The organism is Salibacterium qingdaonense, assembly GCF_900114715.1.
Lineage (GTDB): Bacteria > Bacillota > Bacilli > Bacillales > Marinococcaceae > Salibacterium > Salibacterium qingdaonense.
Genome location: NZ_FOTY01000004.1, coordinates 57,011 through 81,395, shown reverse-complemented (window position 1 = coordinate 81,395; position 24,385 = coordinate 57,011). Strand labels below are relative to the sequence as shown.

Below are 24,385 nucleotides of genomic sequence, written 5' to 3'. Positions count from 1 at the left end.
AAAGTGTCTACTGTTACATGATAATTCACTTAATCCAGAAGGTCAACAATTTTTTTATAAAATTTCACCTGAAAAAAACGTCCGGGATTGTATATTTTCCACAATTATATTACCCTGATTTTACATCGTTAAACCTTTTATTCATTTGCTTTCAGGAGGTTTTTATGAAAATCATGATAAAAGATGATGTCGTATATGGAATCAACATGGATCATGAAACAAGATGCACCCACTATCACGAGCATCACGATGTGATCGCTGTAAAGTGCTACTGCTGCAAGTCTTATTACTGCTGTTATGAGTGTCACAAGGAACTCTGCGGCGCACCCCCCAAGAGATGGCCGCAGGATGAGTTTCATCTGGAAGCTGTACTGTGCGGGATATGTGCTGCACACCTTTCCATACGAGATTATCTGGAAAGCGGTTATCAGTGCCCGTCCTGCAGTGCCCCTTTCAATCCCGGATGCCGGTATCATTATTCTCTGTACTTTGAGTAACATCAAAAACGTTCCGCAGAATAAGACGGCTGAACAGCATCATTTTCGTGCTTATTACACATTCAGAAAAATCTCAAAGAAAGCCCAGAAAGCTGCGGACAAGGGAGATGAACAGCAAAGCTGCGACGACAAGGCAGACAACGGCCAGTCTCTTCTCTACTTTGTTATTATTCATGTGTGTGTTCTCCCCTTCTGCATGTATAAATTATTCAATCCGCCCATCATTTGTGATGAAGTGATTTCCCCGCCTTCAGAATCACCGGCTGCATGAAGATACAGCCGGCTTCTAAAAAAGGTGATTTCAATCTCCAGGTTTACATAATGAAATTACAGTTAACATCGTGCGTTCCTTTCAGAGAATTATACTTTTTCAATGCTGCTCCCCTCTCCGCCGGCCTGTGCTTCTTTCACTATCAATTTATGAAGAAGGCGTTCCTGAATGTCCGGTACGTGGCTGATGATTCCGACAGCCAGGTTATTCATCTGAAGTTTTTCCAGTGCTGTCATCACTGTGTCCAGCAGTTCCTGGTCCAGTGTGCCAAATCCTTCATCCAGAAAGAAGAACTCAAGCGGATAGCGCCCTTTTAATTGGATGGAAGATGATAATGCAAGAGCGAGCGCAAGGCTTGTTAAAAACGTTTCGCCACCGGATAAAGAGGAAACAGGTCGTGTTAAACCGGCATTTGTTTCATCCCGGATAATGAATCCGCCCTGTTCGTCAAGTTCTACAGTGTACCTTCCCCTGGTCAGCTGCCGCAGCCACTCGGACGCTGTCCGGGTTACCTGCTCCAATTGTTCTTCTGCCAGAAAATCAATGAACCCTTTTCCACGGAAAACATGGTCCAGTTTACGGTATTTTTCCGCCTCCTTCTCCCATTCTTTCCGCTCTTTCTCCAATGCTTCATAACGTTCTTTTTTCTGTTCAATTGTTTTTAGTGTTTGGTGTGCGGCTGCACGTCTTTCCCGGGTGTAATCGACCAATTCGACCGCGCTGTTTCTGGCGTTATCAAGTTTCCTCCAGTTTTCGTCGGAGACGGTCCGGCCGGAAATTTTCGGTTCCAGCTCTTCCTTGGCTCTTCTCCAGTAATGCAGCGAATGGTCATGATTTTTGATTCTTCTCTGGATGTTTGTTTTTTCATCTTCGGGCAGCACATACTCTTTAATACTGGATGGTTCATTTGGCATTTCGTCGTAAAGCGCAGTCTGTTCTTTCCATTTCCGCATGTTATTTTCTTCTCTTTTTTCTGCTTCCTGGACGGCATGAAGAGCGATGGAATGAGCATGTTCAGCTTCCTGTTTTTCAGAAGCTGTCTGTTCGAGCCTCTTGGAGAGACTTTGTTCCTGTTCCACCCATGTCTGTTTTTCTTGTTCAAGGGCCGCACGTGCATCTTTGACAGATTCGTCCTGCAGATACTGATAAATCTGTTGTTCCTGCTGCCGGATATACGAAGATACCTGTTCAAGCTTTGTGTCTGTCTCTTTTTGTTCTATTGTGACAGTATGAATAGCGTTTCTTTTTTCCTGAAGCTTCTGCTGGTGGCTCTGTACGTAGGTGGTACCTTCTTCCACTCTTTTTTGAAGCGTTTGTCTTTGTTCATCCTGCTGCATTCGTTCCCGCTGCTTTTCTTCCACGGTTTCATAGTCAAAACGGGAATACATCTGATGCCACTCTTTTTTCTTTTCCTGGATCTGAGCCCAAAGCGTATTGGCCTGATCCAGTTTTTCCTGAAGCGACATACCTGATGTGATCCACTGGTGGCGGAGTTCCTTTTTTTCCACCGAAAGCTGCTGGAGCAGGCTTTTTTTCGCTTCAATATCCCGCTGGATGTATTCTATCGTGTCTTCTTCCCGTTCCCACTCCTGCATCTTCTTTTGTAGGTCCTGCTCCCAGTTGTCATTTTGTTCTATGACCGGAAGAAACCAGTCTGCTTCCAGATTTCCCGGCGTTTGTGCTTCATTTACCGGAGTGAGAACCATGCCGGCTGTTTGTTCGGATAACTGCTGGAGCACGTGCTGCCGGCTTCTGCATTGTACTTCCATCGATTTTAAGCGCTGGATCCAGTTATCCAGGTTGTTCTTTTGTTCCAGTACAGGCTGTACATCCTTTTCGGTATTTCCCTGATGTTCCGGGTCGGGGTGATGAACAGATCCGCAGACCGGACAGGCTTCACCGGACGCTAACTGAAGCGCAAGCTCGGCCGCTGCCGCCTGTTTTTGAATATAATCTGCTTCACTTTGGCATGAATCGGACCACTTTCCGAGACGATGGATCGTCTGTTCCAGCCACTGGCGTTCGTCCGAGCATTTATTGTACCAGTAGAGAAGCTGACCGGATCGGTCCAGAAGCCGATTCTGACTGCTTATCGTCTCTCGGTTTTTCTCTTTTAATGCACCGCTCAGAGAAAGTTCCTGTTTGTTTTCCTCCTGCTTTTCGCTGGACACCGTCTCGTATTGATACTCGAGCTGAACAATATGCTGTTTGGCATCTTTAGCTTCCATCAGTGTATAAAGGTTTTCCATCGTCTTGTCCAGCTGCTCCAGCTCATTTTGAAAATGCCGCACTGCCTGTTCATATTTCCCCAGGTCCTGCTGCATTTGCTGCTCTTCTGTTCTGTGGGTTTGCAGCCGTTCGTCTATTCCCATTTTTTGTTTTTGAAGGGTCTCTTCCTGTTTTTTAGAATCGGCTGTGTTTCGTTGCAGTTCTTCTGCTTTATCTACTTCGTTTTCGCGCTGACGAAGCCGTTCTTCTGCCTGCTTTTTTTTCGTTTTGAACGTTTCCATTTCCTGAGATACGTTTTCATGCTGCACGCGCGCTTGATCGCGGCGGCTGCGGGTTTGTTTTTCTTCTGACATCCACTTTTGTTTTTCTGAAGCCGCCTCGAGCACACCATCTGCGTAAGGCATCAGCATGTCCGCTTGTTCGGAAAGTTCGAGTTGTCTGCGCTGCTGATCTACTGCTTCTTTTTCGGCGAGAAGTTTTTCGATATTCCGGGCGCTCTCTTTCCACTCCTGTTCCCATTCCCGGAGCTGTCTGCTTTTCTTCCACTTTTCTTCCAATACTTCTCTTGTTGTGAGTACTGACTGCATCCGCTCATCCCAGTAAGCTGTTTCCTTTTCCGCCCTTTTCAGAGCGGCCGCATCCATACCGAGTCCCTGCTGTTCTGATTCTATTTTTTCCCTGCCGTGGACGGCATTCTGTAATCCCGTTTTTACCTTCTTTATTAACTGATCCCCATACTTTTCGAGCTGAAAGATACGTTGCAGCATTAATCTCCGTTCGTTGCCCCGAAGCGTCAGAAAGTCGGAAAATTTTCCTTGAGGAAGCACAACGGCACGTGTGAAATCATCGATGGATAGTCCGAGCAGCTTTTCTACTTCTTTATTCACGTCACTGGCTTTATCGGCAAGTACTAACGGAGTGCCGGTTAAATCATGCAGCCGCGCCGAAGCCGTTTTGACATGATGGCCGCCGGAGCGTTTATAGCTCCGCTCTACTTTCCATACCGAGTAATCAGCTCCGTTCCCGAGCTGGAACGTGAAAGAGACATACAGCTCATCTTCTCCCTGATTGATGATTCCATTTGTATTATTCGGAGCTCTTTCGACATTTCCGTATAATGCCAGTGTCATCGCATCCAGAATGGAGGATTTTCCACTTCCGGTAGGCCCGAAAATGCCAAAAATCCCTTCCTCGGTAAGACTGGTGAAGTCAACGGTCTGTTTTTCTCTGAAACTGTGCAGACCTTTTAGTGATAATTCCAGCGGACGCATTACTCTTCGTCTCCTTCCTCGACCAGTTCCATAAATAATTGAACCAATTCCTCGTCCGGCGAGGCTCCTCCTGTCTGTTTTTCATAAAACTTCTGGAACAGGGCATCTATCGGCAGGCTGCTTCTGTTTTCAGTTGACAAAGCAATCTGTTTTTCCGGGAAAACAGGATAGATATGCACGATGCCGGGATGATGTTTCCTTATAAGCTGAATGTCTTCCATAGACGGGGAGTCGTCAAGATGAAGCTGCAGTTCCACCCATGCATTCCGGTCTTTCTTCTCGTCTATCCATTTTTTCACCTGGTCCATTCCCCCTTCGGCTTTCCATTGAACGAGCGGGCTGCCGCTTGAGATTGGAACCTCGCGAATATCTGCAATCTTATCGTCCGCCTGAACATCTACCACTGTTACCGACTTTTGATGGCCGGCTTCGGAAAAACTAAAGGCAAGCGGCGATCCGGAATAACGAACAGGATAATCGGGATGATGAATATTTTGTGGACGGTGCAGATGACCGAGCGCCATGTACTGTATATCGGCGGGAAAACTGGTGGAAGAGAGGGTATAAGCACCTCCGACTTCAATAGGCCGCTCGGAATCACTTTCTGCTCCACCGGCGGCAAATAAGTGACTGACAGCCATACGGACGTGTCCGGGATGGAAAGAAGCCGTCATCGCATCAAACAGTTCCCGCACCTTCTTCTGATAGGCCTGTCGTATTTTCGTCTCCTTTGGATCGCTTGTGAAGAGCGTTTTCATCCTGGCTTCAGATGGATACGGCAGGGCCGCCAGTTGAAGGATATCCTCCTTCACTGGAATCATAAGCGGTTTTCGGCCGGGATAGCCGAGAATATGGATATTCTGCGCGGCAGCCAGCTGGCGCGGTGCTTCCAGCCGTTCTGGATGATCGTGATTTCCAGCGATGACGGCGATAGGAATGCCGCATCGGCTGCTGATGGCCGCCATTTTTTCATAAAACAGACTTTCCGCGTCGGCAGGCGGATTGACCGAGTCAAACACGTCTCCGGCAACGAGGAGTACGTCTGCTTTTTCCTCCCGGATGATGACTTCAAGTTCTTCGAGAAAGGCGGTATGTTCTGTCAGGCGGCTTCTTCCCTCCAGCATCCGCCCAATGTGCCAGTCTGCCGTATGAAGTATTCTCATAAAGTGGACTCCTGTTCTTTCATATCGATCCATTCTCCTCCATCAAAGGCATAAATGTATGCTTCCTGAATCGTTGTCTCCCAGATAGCCGACACGGCTTCAAGGTAAAGGTCTATCTGAGATTGATATTTTTGCTTCATCCTTGCTTTGGCTTTCTGAGGTTCCCCGGGGAATCGTCCCGCATGGGCGTCTGTTTTATAATCCAGCAGAACCGTTGTGCCGTCTTCTTCTTGAAAAATGCAGTCTACCGCCCCCTGCAAAAGAACAAGATCGTGTTCCGGGGTTCCATATTTACCGTACGTGAAAGCTGTTTCCCGGAAAACATGGGCTGCCTCCTGCATCCGCCGGCCGATAACCGTCTGAAAGAAGGCGGACACTTCTTCCGTATTAATGACAGCCGCCTGTTCTTCGGTTAACAGCTCGTTTTCAACAAGCTGTTCTGCGAATGTGCGGCACAATGCCGGGGTTAACTCTTTATCGAGTGGAAGATGCTGCATCAAGGTGTGAAGCGCTGTTCCTTTTTCTTCCGGCCGGAGGTCAGTCTCCTGCATAAACGATGGGCGGTGCGCGTACTGCGAATGAAACGCCGGTTGGTACACCGGTTCACTGTATTCATCCTGCACGGATTTTTTGAACTCACTGACTGTCTGTTTGGAACGGGTCTGGAGCGCACTTTGGTACGGATACTTCCAGGATAAACGTTCATCCACCCGGTGCCGGACGCCTGATGAAATCGGCACGGCTTCCATGTTTAAAAGAGCATCTTCCACGATTTGATCTGCTTCCGGTGCGCTTTCTTCCTGCGATGGAAGTTCTGCTCGTTCTACCAATTGAATGTTCCAGGGGACTGGGTCGTGATACAGTCCCTGGTGTGCTTCCTCTGATGGTCCGGGATGATAGTCTGCGGCAGCCCGGTGCCGGAAAACAGCCGGCCCGACCCAGTCCAGGAAGGATTTTGCCTTCCGCCGTTTCCATTCCGGAAGAACGGTTTTATCATGATTGTATCCCGCCGCCCATTCGTCGATTGTTTTTTCGGCTTTACGCAATGTGCCAGTCATGATTAACTTTTCCCGCGCTCGTGTCATCGCGACATAGAGAATTCTCATTTCTTCGGCAATACTTTCTTTGTGATTTCTGATTTTAACGGCCAAACGGGGGACAGCTTCTGTCATGACTCTGTTTTCGGGGTCAATATGACGGGTGCCGATCCCAAGCTCTTTGTGAAAAAGAACAGGTTGATTCAAATCCTGGAAATTAAACATTTTGTTCATTCCCGCCAGTATCACAATTGGAAACTCCAGTCCTTTGCTTTTATGAATTGTCATCAGCCGTATGACATCTTCCTGCTCACTCAAAGCGCGTGCTGTTCCAAGATCATCCCCGCGTTCCTGCATGCGTTCGATAAACCGGAGAAACCGAAAAAGGCCGCGGAACGAGGTTTTTTCATACGTTCTGGCCCGGTCATATAAGGCCAGTAGATTGGCCTGACGCTGTCTGCCGCCCGGGAGTCCGCCGGCAAAGTCATAATATCCCGTTTCCTGCAGCAAATCCCAGATGAATTCCGACAATGCTTCACTTCTGGCCCGTTCTCTCCAGTCCTGGAGTTTTTCAAGGAAGGATGCTGCTTTTTCTTTCCAGACCGAAGCCGCCGGTGCAGCTGCGGATTTTGTAAGGGCATCGTAAAAACTTCCCTGTTTGTCCATCGTCCGCACCGCAGCAAGATCTTCTTCCTTCATGCCGACAATCGGCGAACGAAGAACCGAAGCGAGGGGAATGTCTTGTCTGGGATTATCAATCACTTTTAACAGCGACAGCATGATATTAATTTCTACTGCTTCAAAATAGCCGCCTCTCAGTTCTGCATGAACCGGAAGACCTTCATGCCTGCATTCTTCCATAAAAGTGGATGCCCAGCTCATGGAGCGCATCAATATAACAATGTCCCGGAATGTCATGCTCCGCATCTGCTTGGTCTCTTTATCGAGCACCTGATACCCTTCGTCGAGCATCTTCTTGATTTTCTGTGCGGTCCACCTTGCCTCAAGCTGGGCTGTCTCGAGATCTTCCATGTCATCTGTTTCGGTCTCTGTATTTTCGGATAGAGGGGTTCCTTTATTAATGACGGCAAGTTCCGGTACCGCTGCGGTATCCGGGTAATCTTGATTTCCTGTTTTCAATTCCGCTGTTTCATCATAATCCATTCCGCCAGTGGATGCGTCCATCAGCTGACGGAACACAAAATTCACAGCCTGAATGACTTCTTTGCGGCTGCGGAAGTTTTGATCCAGATGAACGAGGCGGCCGGGGGTGTCTCCACTGCGTGTATAAGAGTTATATTTCTCCAGAAACAGGCCGGGGTCAGCCAGACGAAACCTGTAGACACTCTGTTTCACATCCCCGACATAAAACAGATTGTCTCCTTTTGCGATAAGCCGCAGAATGGCTTCCTGGGTGTGGTTTGTGTCCTGGTATTCGTCGACCATGATTTCGTCAAACCAGTGCTGGTACTCCTCCGCTGCTTCTGACCCTTCCATGCGGAGGATACGGAGGCATAAATGTTCCAGATCAGCAAAGTCGACGACGTTTTTCGCTGATTTTGCTTCCTGGTATTTTTCGGAAAACTCGTTGACCATTTCCGTTAGAACCGAAATGGAACCGGCCATATCATGAATGTCTTTGCGAAGATCTTCCGGCGGTCGGGAGAACGCTTCATTCTGCAGCGCACGGATTTCTTTTTTTACCTCATCGCGAAGTGCTTTGACTCGGTTTTGGATGTCTTCATCCACATCTTCATTTTTCTTTATCGTCTTCAGTTTGGAAAATACCACAGCCTGAAGTTCTTCATATAAACCTGGCCAGTCTGTTGTATCAAGGAGACGTTGAAGTATCTGCCTGTCCTCTTCCAGGTTGGCAAGATAGGATTCAGGTCCTCCCGCCTGCCGGCAGAGAGTTTCCGCCTGTTCAAGCTTTTCCACAGAGGAGCGGAGGCGGATGGAAGCATCTTCGAGTATCTCTCTGCCCCATTTTGTCGCTTCCAGGCTGGTTCCGGATGGAATCTTATAATTTTCGGCGGTATGAAAGAGCCACTCCTCCGGGTCCGGGTGAGCTCTTGAAAACTGAAAGAGCTGGCGGATAACACGGCGCACGCCTTCGTCGCTCCGGTCACTGCTGAACCGCTCCACCGCCTCGAGAAATGGTTCGTTTTCTGTTTCTTGGAACTTTTCTTCCAGTATTTCATCCAGTATTTCATCCCGCATTAATTCGCCTTCGGTTTCATCGAGGATGCGGAACTGGGGATCGATGTCTATTTTATAATAATACTTGCGGATTACACTCATACAAAATGAATGCAGAGTGGAGACCTGGGCCCTGTTTATAAGGGAGAGCTGGCGCTGAAGGTGAAGAGATCCGGGATATTTGTTGAGTTCCCGGCCCAGTGCTGTTGAAATCCGCCCTTTCATTTCTGCTGCTGCTGCTTTTGTAAAGGTAACGACAAGCAGCCGGTCCACATCGGCAAGCTGTTCGGGATCGGTGACTTTATGAACGATTCTCTCGACGAGTACGGCGGTTTTTCCACTTCCGGCTGCTGCCGAAACGAGCATGTCCGCTCCAGATGCAGACACAGCTTCCCACTGGGCATCAGTCCAGCCGGAATGAAGCGGCTTTTCAGATCTATTCATTTTCTACATCATCCTCCTTCTCCGGGGAGAAAAGGTGAGACACAATCTCCTCCTGGTTCGTGCGCAGCTGGCGGTAACTGTTCGATTCAAACGAAGTGTCAAACTGACAGACCGGCCGGAAGGAACAATACGCACAGGCCGTTGTTTGTCCGCTTTTGAATGGTTGAATATCAACAGCTCCTCCCATGATTTGTTCGCCGTCCTGTTGGAGTTTGGAACGGATAAACGTTCGCATCGCTTCAAACTCCCCGCCCTGAAGAACAGAGGAATTGCTGTAAAACGAACCATCTTTCTTGATTGCTGCCGGTACTACATTCGAATATCCGGTTGAAAGAGAAGTGTCCATCAGCCGTACCGGCTCTTCTTCAGCCATTAGAAGACCTTTCATCTTAAACCGTTTAAAAAATTCCTGTTCCAGCTCATCAGAATCCATCGTCCCGGCAGCCTGCAGAAATGGATTGTGAATATGAAAATAAAGCACACCTGCTGGTTTCAGTTCTTTCCTGCCGATCCAATCTTCTGAAAAGGAAAGCACGACATCGAGGTACACAAGCATCTGCAGCGCCAGCCCGTAATACACTTCAGACAGACGTATATCCTTGGCTCCGGATTTATAGTCGATAATACGAACGTAGAACCCGTCTTCTCCTTCGGCACCATCCACCCGGTCAATGCGGCCTGCGACTTCCATCTTTGTACCGTCTGATAACATGAAGCTGAGCGGAGGCAGTGTTTCTCCAGGACCAAATCCAAGTTCCAGTCCCATCGGTGTGAACCCTGAAACGCCAGCCTGCTGCCGCAGAATATCAGCTGCCCGGACTACTGTATTTTCAAGTTTTTGCTGCAGGTAACGGTAGCGGCTGCTGCTTAAAAGAATTTCTTTTTGTATCGATGGTACAACACGTCCGACAGACTGTTTTGCATAGGAGCGGCATTCTTCTCTTGAGAGCCTTCCCCATTCTTGTCCGGATTCCTGGACCTGTTCGCTCATTTCCTTAAGCGCTCCATGAAACAACTGCCCGATATCAGGGGCTTCCAATTTGTACAGTTCACGTTCCTGCAGCCGAAGACCGTAGGATGCAAATTGGGCAAACGCACAAGACTCGAACTGCTCGAACCTTGAGACACTTGTTTTCAGTGTCTCACCGTAGAGCTGCTTTGTTAAATGCGGGGGAACGGGTTCTGCTTTGTTCGTAAAAAACAGGCTGTCGACCATCATCTGCAAAGAAGGACGGTCGGCATTGGCAGTGAACCAGTTGTATACCTCCCACCAGACAGGAGCAACAGGATATCCCTGTTTCCAGCGCTGCAGCTGGTACGTCAAAAAGGAGCGGGTTTTGCGGTTGGCGCCGGCGAAAGCTTCCTGTTCTTTTTCCGGGTACTCTTGTGGTTCATTGTAAAGGAGCTTATCTTCAAGCTCTGGAAACAGGTTCTGAATCTGGGTGATGAGTCCCGATGTCTGCAGCGACTGCCCTTCTTCATCTGCCAGGGGCCGGCTGATATACAGTTTCTCACGAGGGAGGGTGAGTGCCCGGTAAATGAGAAAGGATTCATTCAACAGTCTTGTCCCCGCGTCATCGGCAAGTTCTATTCCTTCGCGCGCAAACCACTGCCGCTCTTCATCCGATAATAGCCCTTCTTCTTCAAAGGAGGCGGGAAGAATCCCTTCATTTACTCCGAGAATAAAGCATACACGGACGTCTCCTACGCGGGAACGTTCCATATCAGCGGCCGTCACCTGGTCGACAGCAGGAGGAACAATCGCAAAAGACATGGAATCAAAGCCGGTTTCCATCATTTGATAAAATGTATCAAATGAAACATTCTCCTCTCCTGCCATTTCTACCATCTGTTCGAGTAAATCTATCACCGCGTTCCAGACCTGATCATGTTCGCCCGCTTTTGACAGGTTCTGTTTTGCGAGATCTTCATCCCGTATCTTTTCAATTTTTTCAGCAATCGAAAGCTCTTCCATAAAGGTATACAGAACGGCACAGTAGTCTTTTACTGTTTTGGCTTTTTTCATTTGCTTCTCAAGGTTTAAAAGCGGGAAGGTGAGGCGTCTTCTGGATTGGTTCAACTGCTCTTCCGCGGAAACGTCCTGTACGGCTTTGGTTCCTTCTTCGGCAGAGGTGTGTGTTTTTGTATAGGACCAATCTTCTTTTTGTTTCCAGTGTTTTTCCTGAATACCATATGCCAGGACATAATTCTCGAGACGATCAAGCTCTTCTTTCGCCGCTCTCCAATCTTCATCCAGATCAAAAAACATATCCGTTTTCCATGCCCGGAACAACGGTTCGTATCTCCACCTTTGCGATAAAGCTTCCAGGGAGGAACGAAGAAATTCCACCACCGGATGGTTGAGCATCGGACGTTTTTCATCCATGAATAAAGGGATGCCGTAATCACGGAATACAGACTGCAGCATTTCGCTGTAGTCCATCGAGTTGCGGGTCACAACGGCAATGTCTTTATAGCGGTATCCGCTTCGGACAAGTTCATTAATTTCACGGGCCGATGCTTCGATTTCTGTCCGCCGGTTCACCGCCGTCGCAAGATAAATGTCATCATCCACTGGACCTTGCTGTGCGGGTCTTTTTTCAAATGTCTGTTCCAGATGCAAAAGTCCTCCGCTGCGGTGTTTTTGGTTTACAGAAAAATGGATGGTCTGTCCTTCGTCTGATGTAAGCTCTCCCGCCAGTGCCGACAGTTTTTGATAGGTGCGCGCTGGTTGATAAAATAAGTCAAGCATTGACGGCATCTGGTCAGGTTCAGGCCTGTCCATCGTCAAGGCAGTGGTCACATGGGAACAACATTGAAAAAGGGCCTGCAGCACGCTGTATTCCTGCGGTGTAAAAGAATGAAAGCCATCGATGTATAATTCAGCATTCTGCAGAAAGGCAGAGTCTTTCACCTTTTCAGCCAGCAGCTGCAGGTATTCTTCGGCGCCGGCATACTGCCCTTCGAGAACTTCCTCGGTGTTTTCCCAGATGGTCACAATATCATGAATTTTATCGGAAAGTACGTTGTCCCGGCTGGATTTATCTTCCTTGTTATCGAGTTCCTCCAATTTTTCATGAAGTCCCGGCATGGATACCATCTGTCGTTTGCATTCGGTAATAAACTGTTCCATCTGCTCGATAAAACCGGATTTTCCGGCAGCGGACTCATACAGACGAAATTTCTCTTTGTTTTCTTCGATGATCTTACGAATCAGTACATGAATCCCATGCTGCTGCAGATATGTACGGGTAATTCCGCCGGTCTCCTGCAGCACGTTCCAGGCCATACGGGAAAAACTCAACACTTTCAGATTGGTAAATCCGGTTCCCAGCGCTGAAACGAGACTCTGTTCCGCCTGAAAGGTCATTTGATCCGGCACAAGATAAATAATCGACGTATCCGGTGCCGCTTTGTTCTGCAATGAATGAATCATCTCATTTTGGATGGTGGACGTTTTTCCAGTTCCCGTTCTTCCTGTAAAAAAACGAATGGTCATGATTCTTCCCCCCGATTTCTTGAGGTATTGTAAAACCAACGGAAATCATATGTTCGCTTTTTTTATTTTATACAAATATAGAGGAAAGATAAAGTCTTGACGTATTCAGTACAGAACCACTTTGCTGCATGGTGCTTTTAGCTGCGTAAAAAAAAGACTGTTTCCCACCCAGGCAGGAACAGTCTTTTTTACGGGAGGATCACTAAGAAGAAATCCTCTCTGATTTCCGCCAAAAAGCAGAAATGTTTGTTTTTTAACAATTTTCAGGCTCCTGATTTCTTTTTAAAATGCTTAATTCCTGAGCAGCTGAGGTGTTGAAACGGTCCGAACCCGTTTATTCTGATTCGAAGCTCGCGTTTAATCTCCAAGTCACGGTGAATATAAAGTACGACTCCGCTGTGGCAGGTAGTTGCTTTATAATCCATTTCTGTAACAGGACTTTCAAATGACATCATAACGTCCAGAGGTCCGCGCTCTTTATTATGACTGAAAGGGTAAAATGGATATAAACAAACGACACCACCATTTTTACTTATCCACGCCGCCGATTTTTTGTCCAGATTGATGCGGTTCATTTTCAGGACCTCCCCCTTGCAAATCGTCACAATTATTTTGTGTACTATGATTATAACACAGAGATACACCTATTTATCAATAGATACAACGAGGAATTTTAATTTATTTTTACATATTATCTATTCATCGAGTAATGTGACTTTTCATCGATATATGTCACTCATATAGAAGCTTGATATAGATTAAAAGATAGTTATAGATAGTTTAAACATCACTTAGCTGCGCCTCCCAGGCAGAGAAAAAGTACCCAGCAAAAAGAGGGTCGGACAACATTCTACACCCGGTACAGATGTGCGGTCAGGGACGGCGTCCGCACGTGTCATACTTCCACAGGATAATGACGTTTGGGGGGAGCGTTGGTTACCTTATGACTATTCATCTCTCATTTCACGTAGCGACGCGGGCTTTTTGCTGCGTCAGCTCGTACGTTTCCCCCGCTGAACGCATCTCGATCTGCTCATGATGACGTTTACGGGGACACGAAAACCTCTAAAGTGCCTTATGAATCATTCATGACGACGTTTAAGAGGCTGCGTGATACCCTAAAGTGCCTTAGAATCCATTGTTGATATCAAGCAGGAATAAAAAATGCCGAACGATTTCAGGAAATCGTTCGGCATTTTTGCTGCTTTAAAAGTTTTGTCCCATACTTTCCCGGGGAGTATATCAGCCTTCGAGCATGAGGGATTCCGGATTTTCAAGAAGTTCCTTGATTTTAACAAGGAAGCTGACAGCTTCTTTTCCGTCTACGATGCGGTGGTCATAGGACAGCGCGATGTACATCATCGGCCGGTTTTCCATGTTTTCCTGATCGATTGCCACAGGACGCCACTGGATTTTGTGCATGCCGAGAATACCAACCTGCGGAGCATTCAGGATCGGTGTGGAGAGAAGCGATCCAAATACACCGCCGTTTGTAATCGTAAAGGAACCTCCCTGCAGGTCTTTCAGTCCAAGTTTATTGTCACGCGCTTTCAGGGAAAGATCTACGACTTCCTGTTCCAGTTCAGCAAACGATTTACGGTCGGCTTCTCTTACAACAGGTACAACGAGACCGTCTTCGGTGGAAACAGCCATACCAATGTCATAGAACTGTTTTTCAATAACCTCATTGCCGTCAATTTCGGCATTGAGAAGCGGGAACTGCTTGAGTGCAGCAATGACCGCTTTAGTGAAAAAGGACATGAAACCGAGCCGGACATCGTGCTGTTCCTGAAATGTTTCTTTCCATCGCTTACGGACATCCATAACGGCACTCATATCAATTTCATTAAATGTGGAAAGCATCGCTGTATTCTGCTGGACATCAACAAGACGGTTTGCAATCGTCTGGCGGCGTCTTGACATTCTTTTGCGCTCCACCGGTTTTCCGTCAAATTCGTCTTTTGGTGCTGGGGCGCTTTCCTTGGCCGGTGCCTGCTGCTTGGCAGCAGAAGCTGCGGCTTTATTGCTTTCATAGTTTTCTACGTCTTCTTTTCTAACCCGTCCCATAGGATCTTTCGTCGGTACTGCGTTTAAATCCAGACCTTTTTCTCTGGCCATTTTACGTGCTGCAGGAGATGCTACAGGGCGTTCACCGGAATTATCATCCGGTTCGTCGCTGCTTTCTTCTTCTGCTGACGTTGTTTCAGCCGGCTCCGCTGCTTTTTCCGGAGCACTTTCCTCTGCAGAAGCCGCACCGCTTCCGGCAGATCCGGATGCCTGTCCGTTTTCATCGATATGACCGATAACGTCGCCGACTTCCACTGTGTCCCCAGCTTCTTTGGACAAATCCTGGATGACACCGGTATGTTCGGATGTTATCTCCACATTAATTTTGTCGGTTTCAAGCTCAGCAATGTTTTCGCCTTTTTCGACTGCGTCACCCGGCTGTTTCAACCATTCTGCAATCGTTCCTTCGGTAATGGATTCCGCAAGCTCTGGTACTTTAATTTCCGCCATGAATGAGTCCTCCTTATTCTTTTCCTGTCAGGGCATTGTTAATGATACGGCTTTGTTCTTTCTTGTGTGCTTTTGGATCGCCTTCAGACGGGCTGGAGCGTCTTCTTCTTCCAATATACCCGGTTTCTGCATTTTCCGGTGCGATGCCGCGCAGCAGCGGCTGAATATAACTCCAGGCTCCCATGTTTTTTGGTTCTTCCTGTACCCATCGTATCTCCTCGACATTTGGATACTGCGCCAGAATCTGCTGTATTTCTTCTTCCGGGAAAGGATACAGTTCTTCCACCCGGATAATATGCACCCAGTCCGGGACACTCTCTTCATCTATTGCTTCATGAAGATCAACAGCTATTTTACCGGAAGCAAAAAGCATCCGTGTCACATTGTCTTTTTCTTTCCCGGTAAGAGGTTCTTCCATTACCGGGTGAAAGGAATCGTTAGTCAATTCTTCCGGAGCAGACGCAACATTCTGGTTCCGAAGAAGGCTCTTTGGTGTCATAAGCACAAGTGGTCTCATTTCTTCTGTTCCGAGCGTCGCAGCCTGCCGGCGCAGCAGATGAAAGTACTGGGCTGAACTTGTAAGGTTTGCTACATTCCAGTTGTTCTCAGCAGCCAGTGTCAGAAAACGTTCCAGGCGGGCGCTGGAGTGTTCCGGTCCCTGTCCTTCATAGGCATGCGGAAGTAGAAATACAATGCCGGATTTCTGTCCCCACTTCGCACGGCCGGCGGAAATAAACTGATCAAAAATTACCTGAGCGGCATTGGCAAAGTCCCCAAACTGCGCTTCCCACAAAACAAGGGTGCTCGGTTCGTGAACATTATATCCGTATTCAAAACCAACAATGGAAGCCTCGGAAAGCGGGCTGTTGTAAATGGCAAAGGAGGCCTCCGCTTTGGAGAGAGTATGAAGCGGCGAATAAATATCTCCATTTTTATAGTCATGCAGGACGAGATGACGCTGGGCAAACGTTCCCCGCTGAGTATCCTGTCCGGTAAGGCGTACCGGCGTCCCGTCGGCAATGATAGTGGCATACGCAAGTGTTTCTGCATGTGCCCAGTCAATTTTTCCGCCTTCTTCAAACTGTCCATGGCGGCGTTCCAGTATTTTTTTCAGCTTCGGGAAGACACTGAATCCTTCCGGCCAGGTTATCAGTTCTTCATTGATTTGTTTCAATTCGTCAGCATCATAAGAGGTATCAACAGCAGGAAGTCTGCGTTCCACTTCTTCCGGAATCTCTTCTTCCTCCGGTTCTTCCTGCATGGCGTCGGCTACTTTTTCATACTGAGAGGATAAGAACTGCTGTGCATCCTCTTTCAGTTTGTCGGATTCTTCACTGCTCATGATGTTTTCTTTTTCGAGTTCATCTGCATAAACTTTCCGTACGGTTGGATGCTGTTTAATCGCATCATACATGTGAGGCTGTGTCGCTGTCGGCTCGTCCATTTCATTGTGGCCGAATCTGCGGTAGCCGATCAAGTCGATCAGAAAATCTTTGCTGAAACGATCTCTGTATTCATAAGCCAGCTTCACAGCCGCCATACAGGCGTCAGGATCATCTGCATTGACATGAACGATAGGAATCTCAAAACCTTTTGCAGGGTCGCTTGCATAAGTTGTTGATCTGGAATCATGAGTATCTGTGGTAAAACCAAGCTGATTGTTGGCAATAATGTGGAGGGTACCTCCTGTTTGGTATCCCTTCAGACGGCTCATATTCAGTGTTTCTGTCACAATACCTTCTCCCGGAAAAGCAGCGTCGCCGTGAATCAGCACAGCTGCCGCTCTGGAAGTGTCCTGCTGCGGGAAACCGGGACGGGAATTGTCATCCTGGGAAGCCCGGGCGTAACCTTCAACTACCGGATTGACAAATTCCAGGTGGCTTGGATTGTTCGCCAGAGTGATTCGGGATTCAAATGTTTCCTGCTCCACTTTTTTGTGAGCACCGAGATGGTATTTCACATCCCCTGTCCATCCGTAATTGATTCCGATAGACCCTTCGGATGGAACAAGATCTTTATTCGGTGCATGCTGAAACTCCGAAAAGATAAGATCATAAGGTTTACCAAGCACGTGAGCAAGTACACTCAGCCGGCCGCGGTGCGCCATGCCGATCATCACATCGCGGGCGCCGTCCTTAATGGCATCCTCAGAAAAATCATCCAGCATCGGAACGAGAGTGTCCAATCCTTCAATCGAAAAACGTTTCTGTCCTGTAAATGTTTTGTGGACGAACTGCTCAAAACTTTCAACATCAGTGAGACTCTGCAGCGCTTTTCTCCGCTTTTCCTCAGAAAGGGATTGGTATATCCCGCCGGATTCCACCTGCTTATTCAGCCACTGATGTTCTTCCACGTCATGGACATGATCGAATTCAAACGCAATCGATCTCGTGTACATTCTCTTTAAGTGGTTCACCGCTTCCAGTCCATTTTCAATATGATCAGGTGCATCCGGGCAGAATAAATCAGCAGGCATCCGCTCAAGATCTTCTTCTGATAAGCCGTATTCTTCACTTTTCAGAAATGATGTTTCACCGCCGGGCTCCTGAAGTGGATTAACATCAGCTGAAAGGTGCCCGTGTATTCTGATATTATCGGCCAATCTTACAGCCGCTGCTGTTTTATTAATAATGTCTCTTTCTGACGCTGTTGATTCAGAAGGTGCCGGCATGGCTGCTCCATTCGTAGGCATACCCTGTTCTTTAGGAGCCCCGTAGGTGTCAAACCATTTCCGTGTTTCTTCCTCAACTGATTCCGGGTTTTCTTTGTATTGTTCATAAAGGTCCATTAAATAGCCCAGGTTTGGACCAAAAAATTCTTCCCATGGTTCCTGCCTGGCTTCGTTTTTGCTCATCTGGCTCTACCTCCAAATGGTACGTGATAGTTGGATTTTGAAAAGTATGTAGACGATTTGGCATGATGACAGTATACAAGGCGGATGTTTTCCACTCCCCCCTCTCGCTGGTTACAAACCTGCTTCATTGCTTTCTTTAACGCTACAATTTATTTTAACATGCGGGTAAAGGCTTCTCAAAAGCTGTGCAGTTAATAATAAGGTCACATTGACCAAGTAGATAAATATGAAGAAACCAGGTGTAATTTTGTATAAAAAATTTTTTGGGGTAACCGGATACACATCCGTTAATCCAATGCCGCTGCCAACCGGGATAAACGCCTTCTGCTTCATTAACAATATAAGACATCCGGCAGCAGGTAAATGTCTAATCATATTGTACATCATTTCCTTTATATGAAAAGACCCCTGTCAAAATTCTTTGATGCTTGAGCAGACTTCGGAGGTTATAATAACAAAAAGAATAAGAAAGGAGAATCTATCATGGCAAATGCTCTATTATTTGATTTGGACGATACCCTGCTCTGGGATAAAAAAAGCGTAAAGGAAGCATTAAGGGCTGTCTGCATGGAAGCCGGAGAAGTAACCGGCATAGATCCGGCAGTATTTGAAAATACGGTACGGGAAACGGCAGGGCAGCTGTATGCAGAATACGATTTCTATCCCTTCACTCAAAAAATCGGGATCAATCCATTTGAAGGTCTCTGGGGAACGTTTCCAGATAAAACAGACAAAGGATTCCGCAAAATGAACAGGGAAATGCCCGATTATCAGCAGCGGACATGGATCGAATCCCTGCGCCGGCACGGTATCGAGGATGTAGAACTTGGAATCCGGCTTGCAGCGCGGTTTCCGTATCACCGCAGGCACCTTCCTTACGTTTATCCGGATACATTTGAAATGCTGGAAGAACTGAAAAAAGACCACCACCTGCTGCTTCTTACAAACGGGGCGCCTTCGCTTCAGAACACCAAACTGGAAATGACCCCGCAGCTTGTTCCGTATTTTGACTACATCGTCGTCTCCGGTGCGTTTGGTTTCGGCAAGCCCGATCCGTCCATCTTCAAACACTCATTAAGACTGCTCGATACCGCACCGGAAGATGCAGTTATGATCGGTGACAATCTTCTGACTGATATCGACGGCGCCAATAAGGCGGGCATACGAAGCATATGGCTCAACCGCACAGAAAAAGAACCTGAGCATAGTATTTATTTCGATCATGAAATTCAGTCTCTAACAGATCTTTCTACTGTCTTGTGATGTTACGTTGCCCGGTAATTGTTTGAAATTTATATTTCCTATTGTATACCGTGCCCACCTCCTATATAATTACGTTTGTAAATTTATACATTGTGATATGTATTTATACAATCATAACGATATTAGAGTAAGAGGTGGAACATGAAATGAACAATAATACACATACAACAAAAGAGACGTCATCTTTACGCTTTCTTTTGTTTTCAGCGGTTGGCATTTTCCTGTTTATGATTCCGATGCGTATCGATGGGGAAATCACCATCGCAGTGGCTTTCTTAGCCGATCTTCTTGGGACCTGGGCTGGCCCGGTTCTTCCTGCCGCTGCTTCTCTCTTTATGGGAATTGCAGTGGTTGGTTCTCTGATCGCAGCGGTTCGGCCTCCGGACAGGGATTTCATGAAATCCCTGTTCGCTGTCGACCGCACCTGGCTGTTTATCCGTATCCTTGGTTTTATTCTTTCTGTCCTTGTGGTGCTTGATTTAGGGCCGGAGTGGCTTATATCAGGGGCTACCGGCGGTTTGATGCTTGAAGATCTTATTCCTCTGCTTATTACCGTATTTTTATTTGCCGGGCTTTTTCTGCCGTTTCTTCTTCAATTCGGTCTTCTGGAATTCTGTGGAGCGGTGTTATCTCCAATTATGCGGCCGTTGTTCACTCTGCCCGGAAGATCCTCCATTGACTGCGCAGCATCATGGCTTGGCGATGGAACAATCGGCGTTTTATTAACGAATAAGCAGTACGAACAGGGACATTACTCGAAACGGGAGGCCGCAGTTATTGGAACAACCTTTTCTGTTGTGTCCATTACGTTCAGTATTGTCATCCTGTCCGATATGAACCTGACTTCCCATATCATCCCTTATTACGCCACGATCGTGGCAGCAGGTTTTGTTGCGGCTTTGATCATGCCGAGAATACCACCTTTATCCCGGAAAAAAGATCTGTATACGGATGGACGTTCGGTTTCACAGGAGCAGACGCGCCCGGAATCGATGAATGTATTTCAGTACGGGTTCATGGAGGCTTCCCGTAAGGCGGCCCGGAATAAAGCTTCTTCGATTTTATCAGGAGGCGTGAAAAACGTCCTTGATATGTGGATCGGCGTTCTTCCGGTTGTGATGGCTCTTGGTACCATAGCCGTTGTCATTGCAGAGAATACACCATTCTTCGCTATCATTGGGGCTCCGTTTGTTCCACTTCTTGATCTTCTTCAGGTTCCTGAAGCTGCGAAAGCGTCTGAAACAATGCTTGTCGGTTTTGCTGACATGCTTCTTCCTTCCATTCTTGGAGCAGGCATCGAAAGCGAATTAACACGTTTTGTTATTGCTGCGCTTTCTGTAACGCAATTGATTTACATGTCGGAAGTCGGCGGTCTTCTGCTCGCTTCTAAACTCCCGATCAGCTTTACCGATCTGGTGCTCATCTTTTTGGAACGCACCATCATTACTCTGCCGATTATCATCGGCTGCGCCCACCTTATCTTTTAAACGAAACCCGGATGCCTCCATCGGCATCCGGGTTTTTTACGCTTCTGTTCGTTTTTTACCATACCATTCATCGAGTACTTTAGCGTCAAGAACTTTATTTTTGATAAAAGAGATCTGGCTGTTCTGAAATTGGTACTGCCAGTCTATGTCAAGCTCCTCTGCCATACGGACGATAGTAAGAAGATCCTGCCAGGCGACATACCGTTTATACCAGAAGAACTGAGGCTGCTCATTCATATACGGGTACAGGTCATCAAATTCCGTGTGTTTACAGTCTATGGTCCGCTCAAACTGCTCTTTGGACTGCTGGAGTTTTTCCGCAAAAAATTCAGACGACGGCTGCTGCATGGTTCTCCCTCCTCCAGTGTATTTCGTATTTAATCTTATTTTCCCATAACACGGATTAGACGAAAAGATATTTCTGTACTGAAAAAGAAGACCCTAAGCGGCCCGGATCTTCCTGTTTTATCAGCTGATACGGCTTATTCCTTTTTCCTGAGGGATTTTCCTTGTATTTTTAGAATAGCTGCGATCCAATGACTTTATCAGTTTTCTCATTTTTTTATGGTTCATTTCAGGAACGAGAAGTTCTTTATTTATTAAATATTTCAGGAGAAAATCAATTCTCCCGCTTCCATATTTGTTTTGAGAACCGGCAGTCTCCAGATAGCACAGAAGGGCTTCTTCCAGGGTTTCAGCCTGTGCAGCAAAGTCTCCAAAACGTTCAAAATAGAGGTAATAATTGTTCTCGCTCAACTTATTATGCAGAGCCTTCATGAAACGTTCTTCGTTTTCCGAAAGCTGAAAGCCTTTTGTCTCAAGATCCTGGATAAAGAAAGCTAAATCAGACTGATAAAAATCCAGGGCCAGGCACACTTCACTTTTGACGTGCAGGGAAATCATCCGTTTTCCTTCCGAACGGGCAAGCAATCTATTTTGAAGAGCCCGGGCAGCATCAGGATGAAGTAGAAACGATGGATGAATGGTATAAAGGTACATTTTTATTTCCTGATGAAGAAAATGGTTCCACTTTTCTTCTTCTTTGATTCTAAGGCGTGTCTGATTTTCTGTGAACTTTTCCATGCGTTGAGTTGTTCCTTCTGCCCGGACAAGATTTTGGTGGGCTGCCTTTTCTTTTACTGCCTTCAACATTTGAAAGCCTCCCTCCACTCTTATTTTCTCTACACCCGCCACAGCGGTTACAAAACCGTTCTGTCGATTTCCAAAAATGAGTGTATCATACCAGTATAAAAAAGAAAACCGAGTATTTAAAAGTTTTTTATACTATTTTTGACGTATTTGGTTCTCTTCCTTCCTGAATGGTATTCAGGCTTTTAAATGCTTTCTATTCTTTGTTGAGAATGAAGTGAAAGGGGATTAAAAAGAAGGTGTCATTTTAGACACCTTCTTCCTTATCACTTATTCATCATCCTGTTATATGTGCTTTTTCCTACTAGAAATGCCCCTATCGCAAGAGCTTCTGCTTCTTCGAGGAACCATGTCAGTCCAGAGGGGCCGTCATACTTTGAGACGGTGTACGTATCCGAGTGGGAAACATTGCCGGAGGAGGCTTTATCGAGGAAGTCGGCAGATTGATTCAGCGCACGGTCTCCCCTGGCCATAATTTGAAAGAATGAAATAAAACCGTGCATTGTTCCCTGGTATCTCACGGTTTGGACAGGAACTTCTGCATTATGAAGCTTTTCCCCGTACTTTTCCCCTTCATCGCGCAGTGGGTCATACTCTGCGGTGATGATACGGGCTGGAGGCAGGCCGCTTAAATTCTTCGCATGAAGCGGGGATGTGTAAGGGTTATCCCACATTTGCTGCTGCGGCGTATATTCTTCTCTCGCTTTTAACATCACCTGCCGGGAAAGAAGATAATATCCACTGTCATACGTGTCTCTCGATTCGAAGTTAACATCCTGGAATGTGGTCAGCGGATAAAACAGCAGCTGTGCAAACAAATCCGGCCCACCCTCATCTCTTGCTTTCATGGCCGTTACAGCCGCAAGGTTTCCTCCAGCGCTGTCCCCTGCAACGGCAATTTTGTCAGGGTCTCCTCCGTATTCAGCAGCATGACGACCGGCCCATTCCAGTGTTTTATAACTATCTTCGACAGCGGTCGGGAATTCATATTCAGGAGCGACACGGTACTCCGGACTGATTACAACAGCACCGGTTCTGGCCGCAAGGGAGCGGATGATATTCTCGTGGGTATCGAGACTGCCGTACCCTTCTAAAAAAGCTCCGCCGTGATAGTAAACAATGACTGGAGCGTTTTCGGTATCGGAATAGCGGTACACCCGCACCGGAATCTCGGTATTACTTCCAGCAGCTATTGTGGTATCTTTTCGTTTCATCGTCACTCCGTCATCTGTTGAGCTTTCGGGAGTGAGAAAATCCGGCACAGAAATATTCGTATCCAGAGAGACAAGATTATGATTGATGGCATGTAAAATAACGGCGGTTTTGGAAGGCAGGTCCCCCTGCATGGTTTGAGACCATTTTTCAACAGACCAAACTGTTACCACAGCAAAACACAGCACAAAGATAATGACGGCTTTCAGTCCCTTTTTCCACATGATTATCGTTCCTTCCTGATGCAGGAGTAAGCTGTATATTAATTATAACAACATTCTTAAAATAACCTTTACATTCCACCACATTATTTCATAGTTTTTTATGATTACACAAAAAAGAGTGCTGGACAGCGGTAAACGCCGGTGTGCAGATGGTGTGCTTGTACTCAGGAACAAAAATGCCGGACGATTTTTTTCAAATCATCCGGCATTTTTGTAAATTATAAAGGTTTTGTCCAAGACTCTGTTTGTTACCAAGCTGTTTTACATGGTTAAGCTCTATGGCCGTCCGTTTAAAAATCCTTTTTCTTTTGTGAAAGCATTCAGATACAGCCGTTTGGAGTGGGACAGAGTGGATGCCGCCTGACTGGTCCAAGTGATTTGTTTGCTGCGCGAAGAGCGGCTGCGATAGTAATGAAGAATCGTCTCATCATAATGCTTGAGCTCTTGCTTCAACGACTCACTATCCAGATTGTATGTGTTTTCATGATACACCGTTTCCTGCGGCAGTCTCGGTTTTTGTTCGTGCTGCTCTGCCGGGCGGCCCACTACCATGCCGAACAAAGGAAGAACGTGAGACGGCGTTTCAAGCAGCGAACTGACAGTCTCCAGATTGTTACGCAGTCCTCCTATATAACAGATGCCAAGTCCCATGGATTCAGCTGCTATTGCTGCATTCTGAGCGGCAAGTGCCGTATCAATTACCGCCACCATGAATCCTTCGGTACTTTCCACTGCTTTGTGAATATCCTGGTCATGCAGCGAAGCGGCTGTTTGATGTCTGGAAAAATCAGCGCAAAACACGGCGAAGAAACCATTTTCTGCTACGTAGTTCTGATTTCCTGCCAGTTCGGCAATTTCTTCTTTCTTGGATTTATCCGTTACTCCGATAATGGAGTAAGCCTGTAAAAAGCTTGATGTCGAGGCTGCCTGAGCTGCACTGATAATCTGATCTGTTTCTTCCTGCGTCAACGCTTCATTTTTGAATCGGCGTATGGAACGATGACCTAAAATTGTTTGTATGACCTCATTCATCTGTTATTCCCTCTTTTCTCATCATCCATTGTCGTCA

At 46.8% G+C, this 24,385-nt stretch carries 15 protein-coding genes; 3 read left to right on the top strand and 12 right to left on the bottom strand.

Annotation, left to right across the window (positions count from 1 at the left end):
* The first annotated feature begins 164 nt into the window (after positions 1-164).
* Entirely contained in the window at positions 165-497 is a 333-nt protein-coding gene (locus BM058_RS05085) for a CHY zinc finger protein (RefSeq protein WP_322787872.1), read from the top strand.
* A 360-nt stretch (positions 498-857) separates the two neighbouring features.
* On the opposite strand, the gene BM058_RS05075 is transcribed toward BM058_RS05085, so the two are convergent.
* The 8 genes from BM058_RS05075 to BM058_RS05040 form a co-directional block, all read right to left on the bottom strand.
* Entirely contained in the window at positions 858-4,268 is a 3,411-nt protein-coding gene (locus tag BM058_RS05075) for an AAA family ATPase (protein WP_090925950.1), read from the bottom strand.
* Complete coding sequence (locus BM058_RS05070; protein ID WP_090925949.1) at positions 4,268-5,431, bottom strand: exonuclease SbcCD subunit D; 1,164 nt, start codon at positions 5,429-5,431, stop codon at positions 4,268-4,270. Before BM058_RS05070 ends, BM058_RS05075 begins: the two co-directional genes overlap by 1 nt.
* Positions 5,428-9,111, bottom strand: a complete 3,684-nt coding sequence (gene addA, locus BM058_RS05065) for a helicase-exonuclease AddAB subunit AddA (RefSeq protein ID WP_090925948.1) — start codon at positions 9,109-9,111, stop codon at positions 5,428-5,430. The genes BM058_RS05070 and addA overlap by 4 nt, the downstream gene beginning before the upstream one ends.
* Positions 9,104-12,610 (bottom strand): helicase-exonuclease AddAB subunit AddB, encoded by a 3,507-nt coding sequence (gene addB, locus BM058_RS05060; RefSeq protein ID WP_090925947.1) that lies wholly within the window; start codon positions 12,608-12,610, stop codon positions 9,104-9,106. The genes addA and addB overlap by 8 nt, the downstream gene beginning before the upstream one ends.
* A 263-nt stretch (positions 12,611-12,873) precedes the next feature.
* Positions 12,874-13,185, bottom strand: coding sequence for a hypothetical protein (locus BM058_RS05055; RefSeq protein ID WP_090925946.1), 312 nt, complete (start codon positions 13,183-13,185; stop codon positions 12,874-12,876).
* A gap of 667 nt (positions 13,186-13,852) precedes the next feature.
* Positions 13,853-15,127, bottom strand: coding sequence for a 2-oxoglutarate dehydrogenase complex dihydrolipoyllysine-residue succinyltransferase (odhB, locus tag BM058_RS05050; RefSeq protein WP_090925945.1), 1,275 nt, complete (start codon positions 15,125-15,127; stop codon positions 13,853-13,855).
* Between the two features lie 13 nt (positions 15,128-15,140).
* Positions 15,141-17,981, bottom strand: coding sequence for a 2-oxoglutarate dehydrogenase E1 component (locus BM058_RS05045; RefSeq protein ID WP_090925944.1), 2,841 nt, complete (start codon positions 17,979-17,981; stop codon positions 15,141-15,143).
* A gap of 111 nt (positions 17,982-18,092) precedes the next feature.
* Positions 18,093-18,356, bottom strand: a complete 264-nt coding sequence (locus BM058_RS05040; protein ID WP_090925943.1) for a hypothetical protein — start codon at positions 18,354-18,356, stop codon at positions 18,093-18,095.
* A 108-nt stretch (positions 18,357-18,464) separates the two neighbouring features.
* Between BM058_RS05040 and BM058_RS05035 the strand changes: the two genes are divergently transcribed.
* Both BM058_RS05035 and BM058_RS05030 read left to right on the top strand, forming a co-directional pair.
* A complete protein-coding gene (locus BM058_RS05035) occupies positions 18,465-19,244 on the top strand; it encodes an HAD family hydrolase (protein WP_090925942.1) in 780 nt (259 codons plus the stop codon).
* A 146-nt stretch (positions 19,245-19,390) separates the two neighbouring features.
* On the top strand, positions 19,391-20,731 hold the full coding sequence (locus BM058_RS05030) for a YjiH family protein (protein WP_090925941.1): 1,341 nt from the start codon (positions 19,391-19,393) through the stop codon (positions 20,729-20,731).
* A 36-nt stretch (positions 20,732-20,767) separates the two neighbouring features.
* Here the strand turns inward: BM058_RS05030 and BM058_RS05025 are convergent, their stop codons facing one another.
* The 4 genes from BM058_RS05025 to nfsA form a co-directional block, all read right to left on the bottom strand.
* Complete coding sequence (locus BM058_RS05025; RefSeq protein ID WP_090925940.1) at positions 20,768-21,079, bottom strand: hypothetical protein; 312 nt, start codon at positions 21,077-21,079, stop codon at positions 20,768-20,770.
* 120 nt (positions 21,080-21,199) lie between these two features.
* Positions 21,200-21,883, bottom strand: a complete 684-nt coding sequence (locus tag BM058_RS05020; RefSeq protein ID WP_090925939.1) for a hypothetical protein — start codon at positions 21,881-21,883, stop codon at positions 21,200-21,202.
* A 263-nt stretch (positions 21,884-22,146) separates the two neighbouring features.
* The gene (locus BM058_RS05015) at positions 22,147-23,316 is read right to left on the bottom strand and encodes an alpha/beta hydrolase (RefSeq protein ID WP_090925938.1); all 1,170 of its coding nucleotides are present in this window, start codon (positions 23,314-23,316) and stop codon (positions 22,147-22,149) included.
* 276 nt (positions 23,317-23,592) lie between these two features.
* Positions 23,593-24,348, bottom strand: a complete 756-nt coding sequence (nfsA, locus tag BM058_RS05010; protein WP_090925937.1) for an oxygen-insensitive NADPH nitroreductase — start codon at positions 24,346-24,348, stop codon at positions 23,593-23,595.
* Positions 24,349-24,385 lie beyond the last annotated feature (37 nt).

What these genes read in the sequence shown, in the direction of transcription:
- addA (WP_090925948.1), bottom strand. Translation starts at nt 9,111, where the DNA reads ATGAATAGATCTGAAAAGCCGCTTCATTCCGGCTGGACTGATGCCCAG.
- nfsA (WP_090925937.1), bottom strand. Translation starts at nt 24,348, where the DNA reads ATGAATGAGGTCATACAAACAATTTTAGGTCATCGTTCCATACGCCGA.
- BM058_RS05035 (WP_090925942.1), top strand. Translation starts at nt 18,465, where the DNA reads ATGGCAAATGCTCTATTATTTGATTTGGACGATACCCTGCTCTGGGAT.
- BM058_RS05070 (WP_090925949.1), bottom strand. Translation starts at nt 5,431, where the DNA reads ATGAGAATACTTCATACGGCAGACTGGCACATTGGGCGGATGCTGGAG.
- BM058_RS05045 (WP_090925944.1), bottom strand. Translation starts at nt 17,981, where the DNA reads ATGAGCAAAAACGAAGCCAGGCAGGAACCATGGGAAGAATTTTTTGGT.
- BM058_RS05040 (WP_090925943.1), bottom strand. Translation starts at nt 18,356, where the DNA reads ATGATTAGACATTTACCTGCTGCCGGATGTCTTATATTGTTAATGAAG.
- BM058_RS05020 (WP_090925939.1), bottom strand. Translation starts at nt 21,883, where the DNA reads ATGTTGAAGGCAGTAAAAGAAAAGGCAGCCCACCAAAATCTTGTCCGG.
- BM058_RS05015 (WP_090925938.1), bottom strand. Translation starts at nt 23,316, where the DNA reads ATGTGGAAAAAGGGACTGAAAGCCGTCATTATCTTTGTGCTGTGTTTT.
- BM058_RS05085 (WP_322787872.1), top strand. Translation starts at nt 165, where the DNA reads ATGAAAATCATGATAAAAGATGATGTCGTATATGGAATCAACATGGAT.
- BM058_RS05055 (WP_090925946.1), bottom strand. Translation starts at nt 13,185, where the DNA reads ATGAACCGCATCAATCTGGACAAAAAATCGGCGGCGTGGATAAGTAAA.
- addB (WP_090925947.1), bottom strand. Translation starts at nt 12,610, where the DNA reads ATGACCATTCGTTTTTTTACAGGAAGAACGGGAACTGGAAAAACGTCC.
- BM058_RS05030 (WP_090925941.1), top strand. Translation starts at nt 19,391, where the DNA reads ATGAACAATAATACACATACAACAAAAGAGACGTCATCTTTACGCTTT.
- odhB (WP_090925945.1), bottom strand. Translation starts at nt 15,127, where the DNA reads ATGGCGGAAATTAAAGTACCAGAGCTTGCGGAATCCATTACCGAAGGA.
- BM058_RS05075 (WP_090925950.1), bottom strand. Translation starts at nt 4,268, where the DNA reads ATGCGTCCGCTGGAATTATCACTAAAAGGTCTGCACAGTTTCAGAGAA.
- BM058_RS05025 (WP_090925940.1), bottom strand. Translation starts at nt 21,079, where the DNA reads ATGCAGCAGCCGTCGTCTGAATTTTTTGCGGAAAAACTCCAGCAGTCC.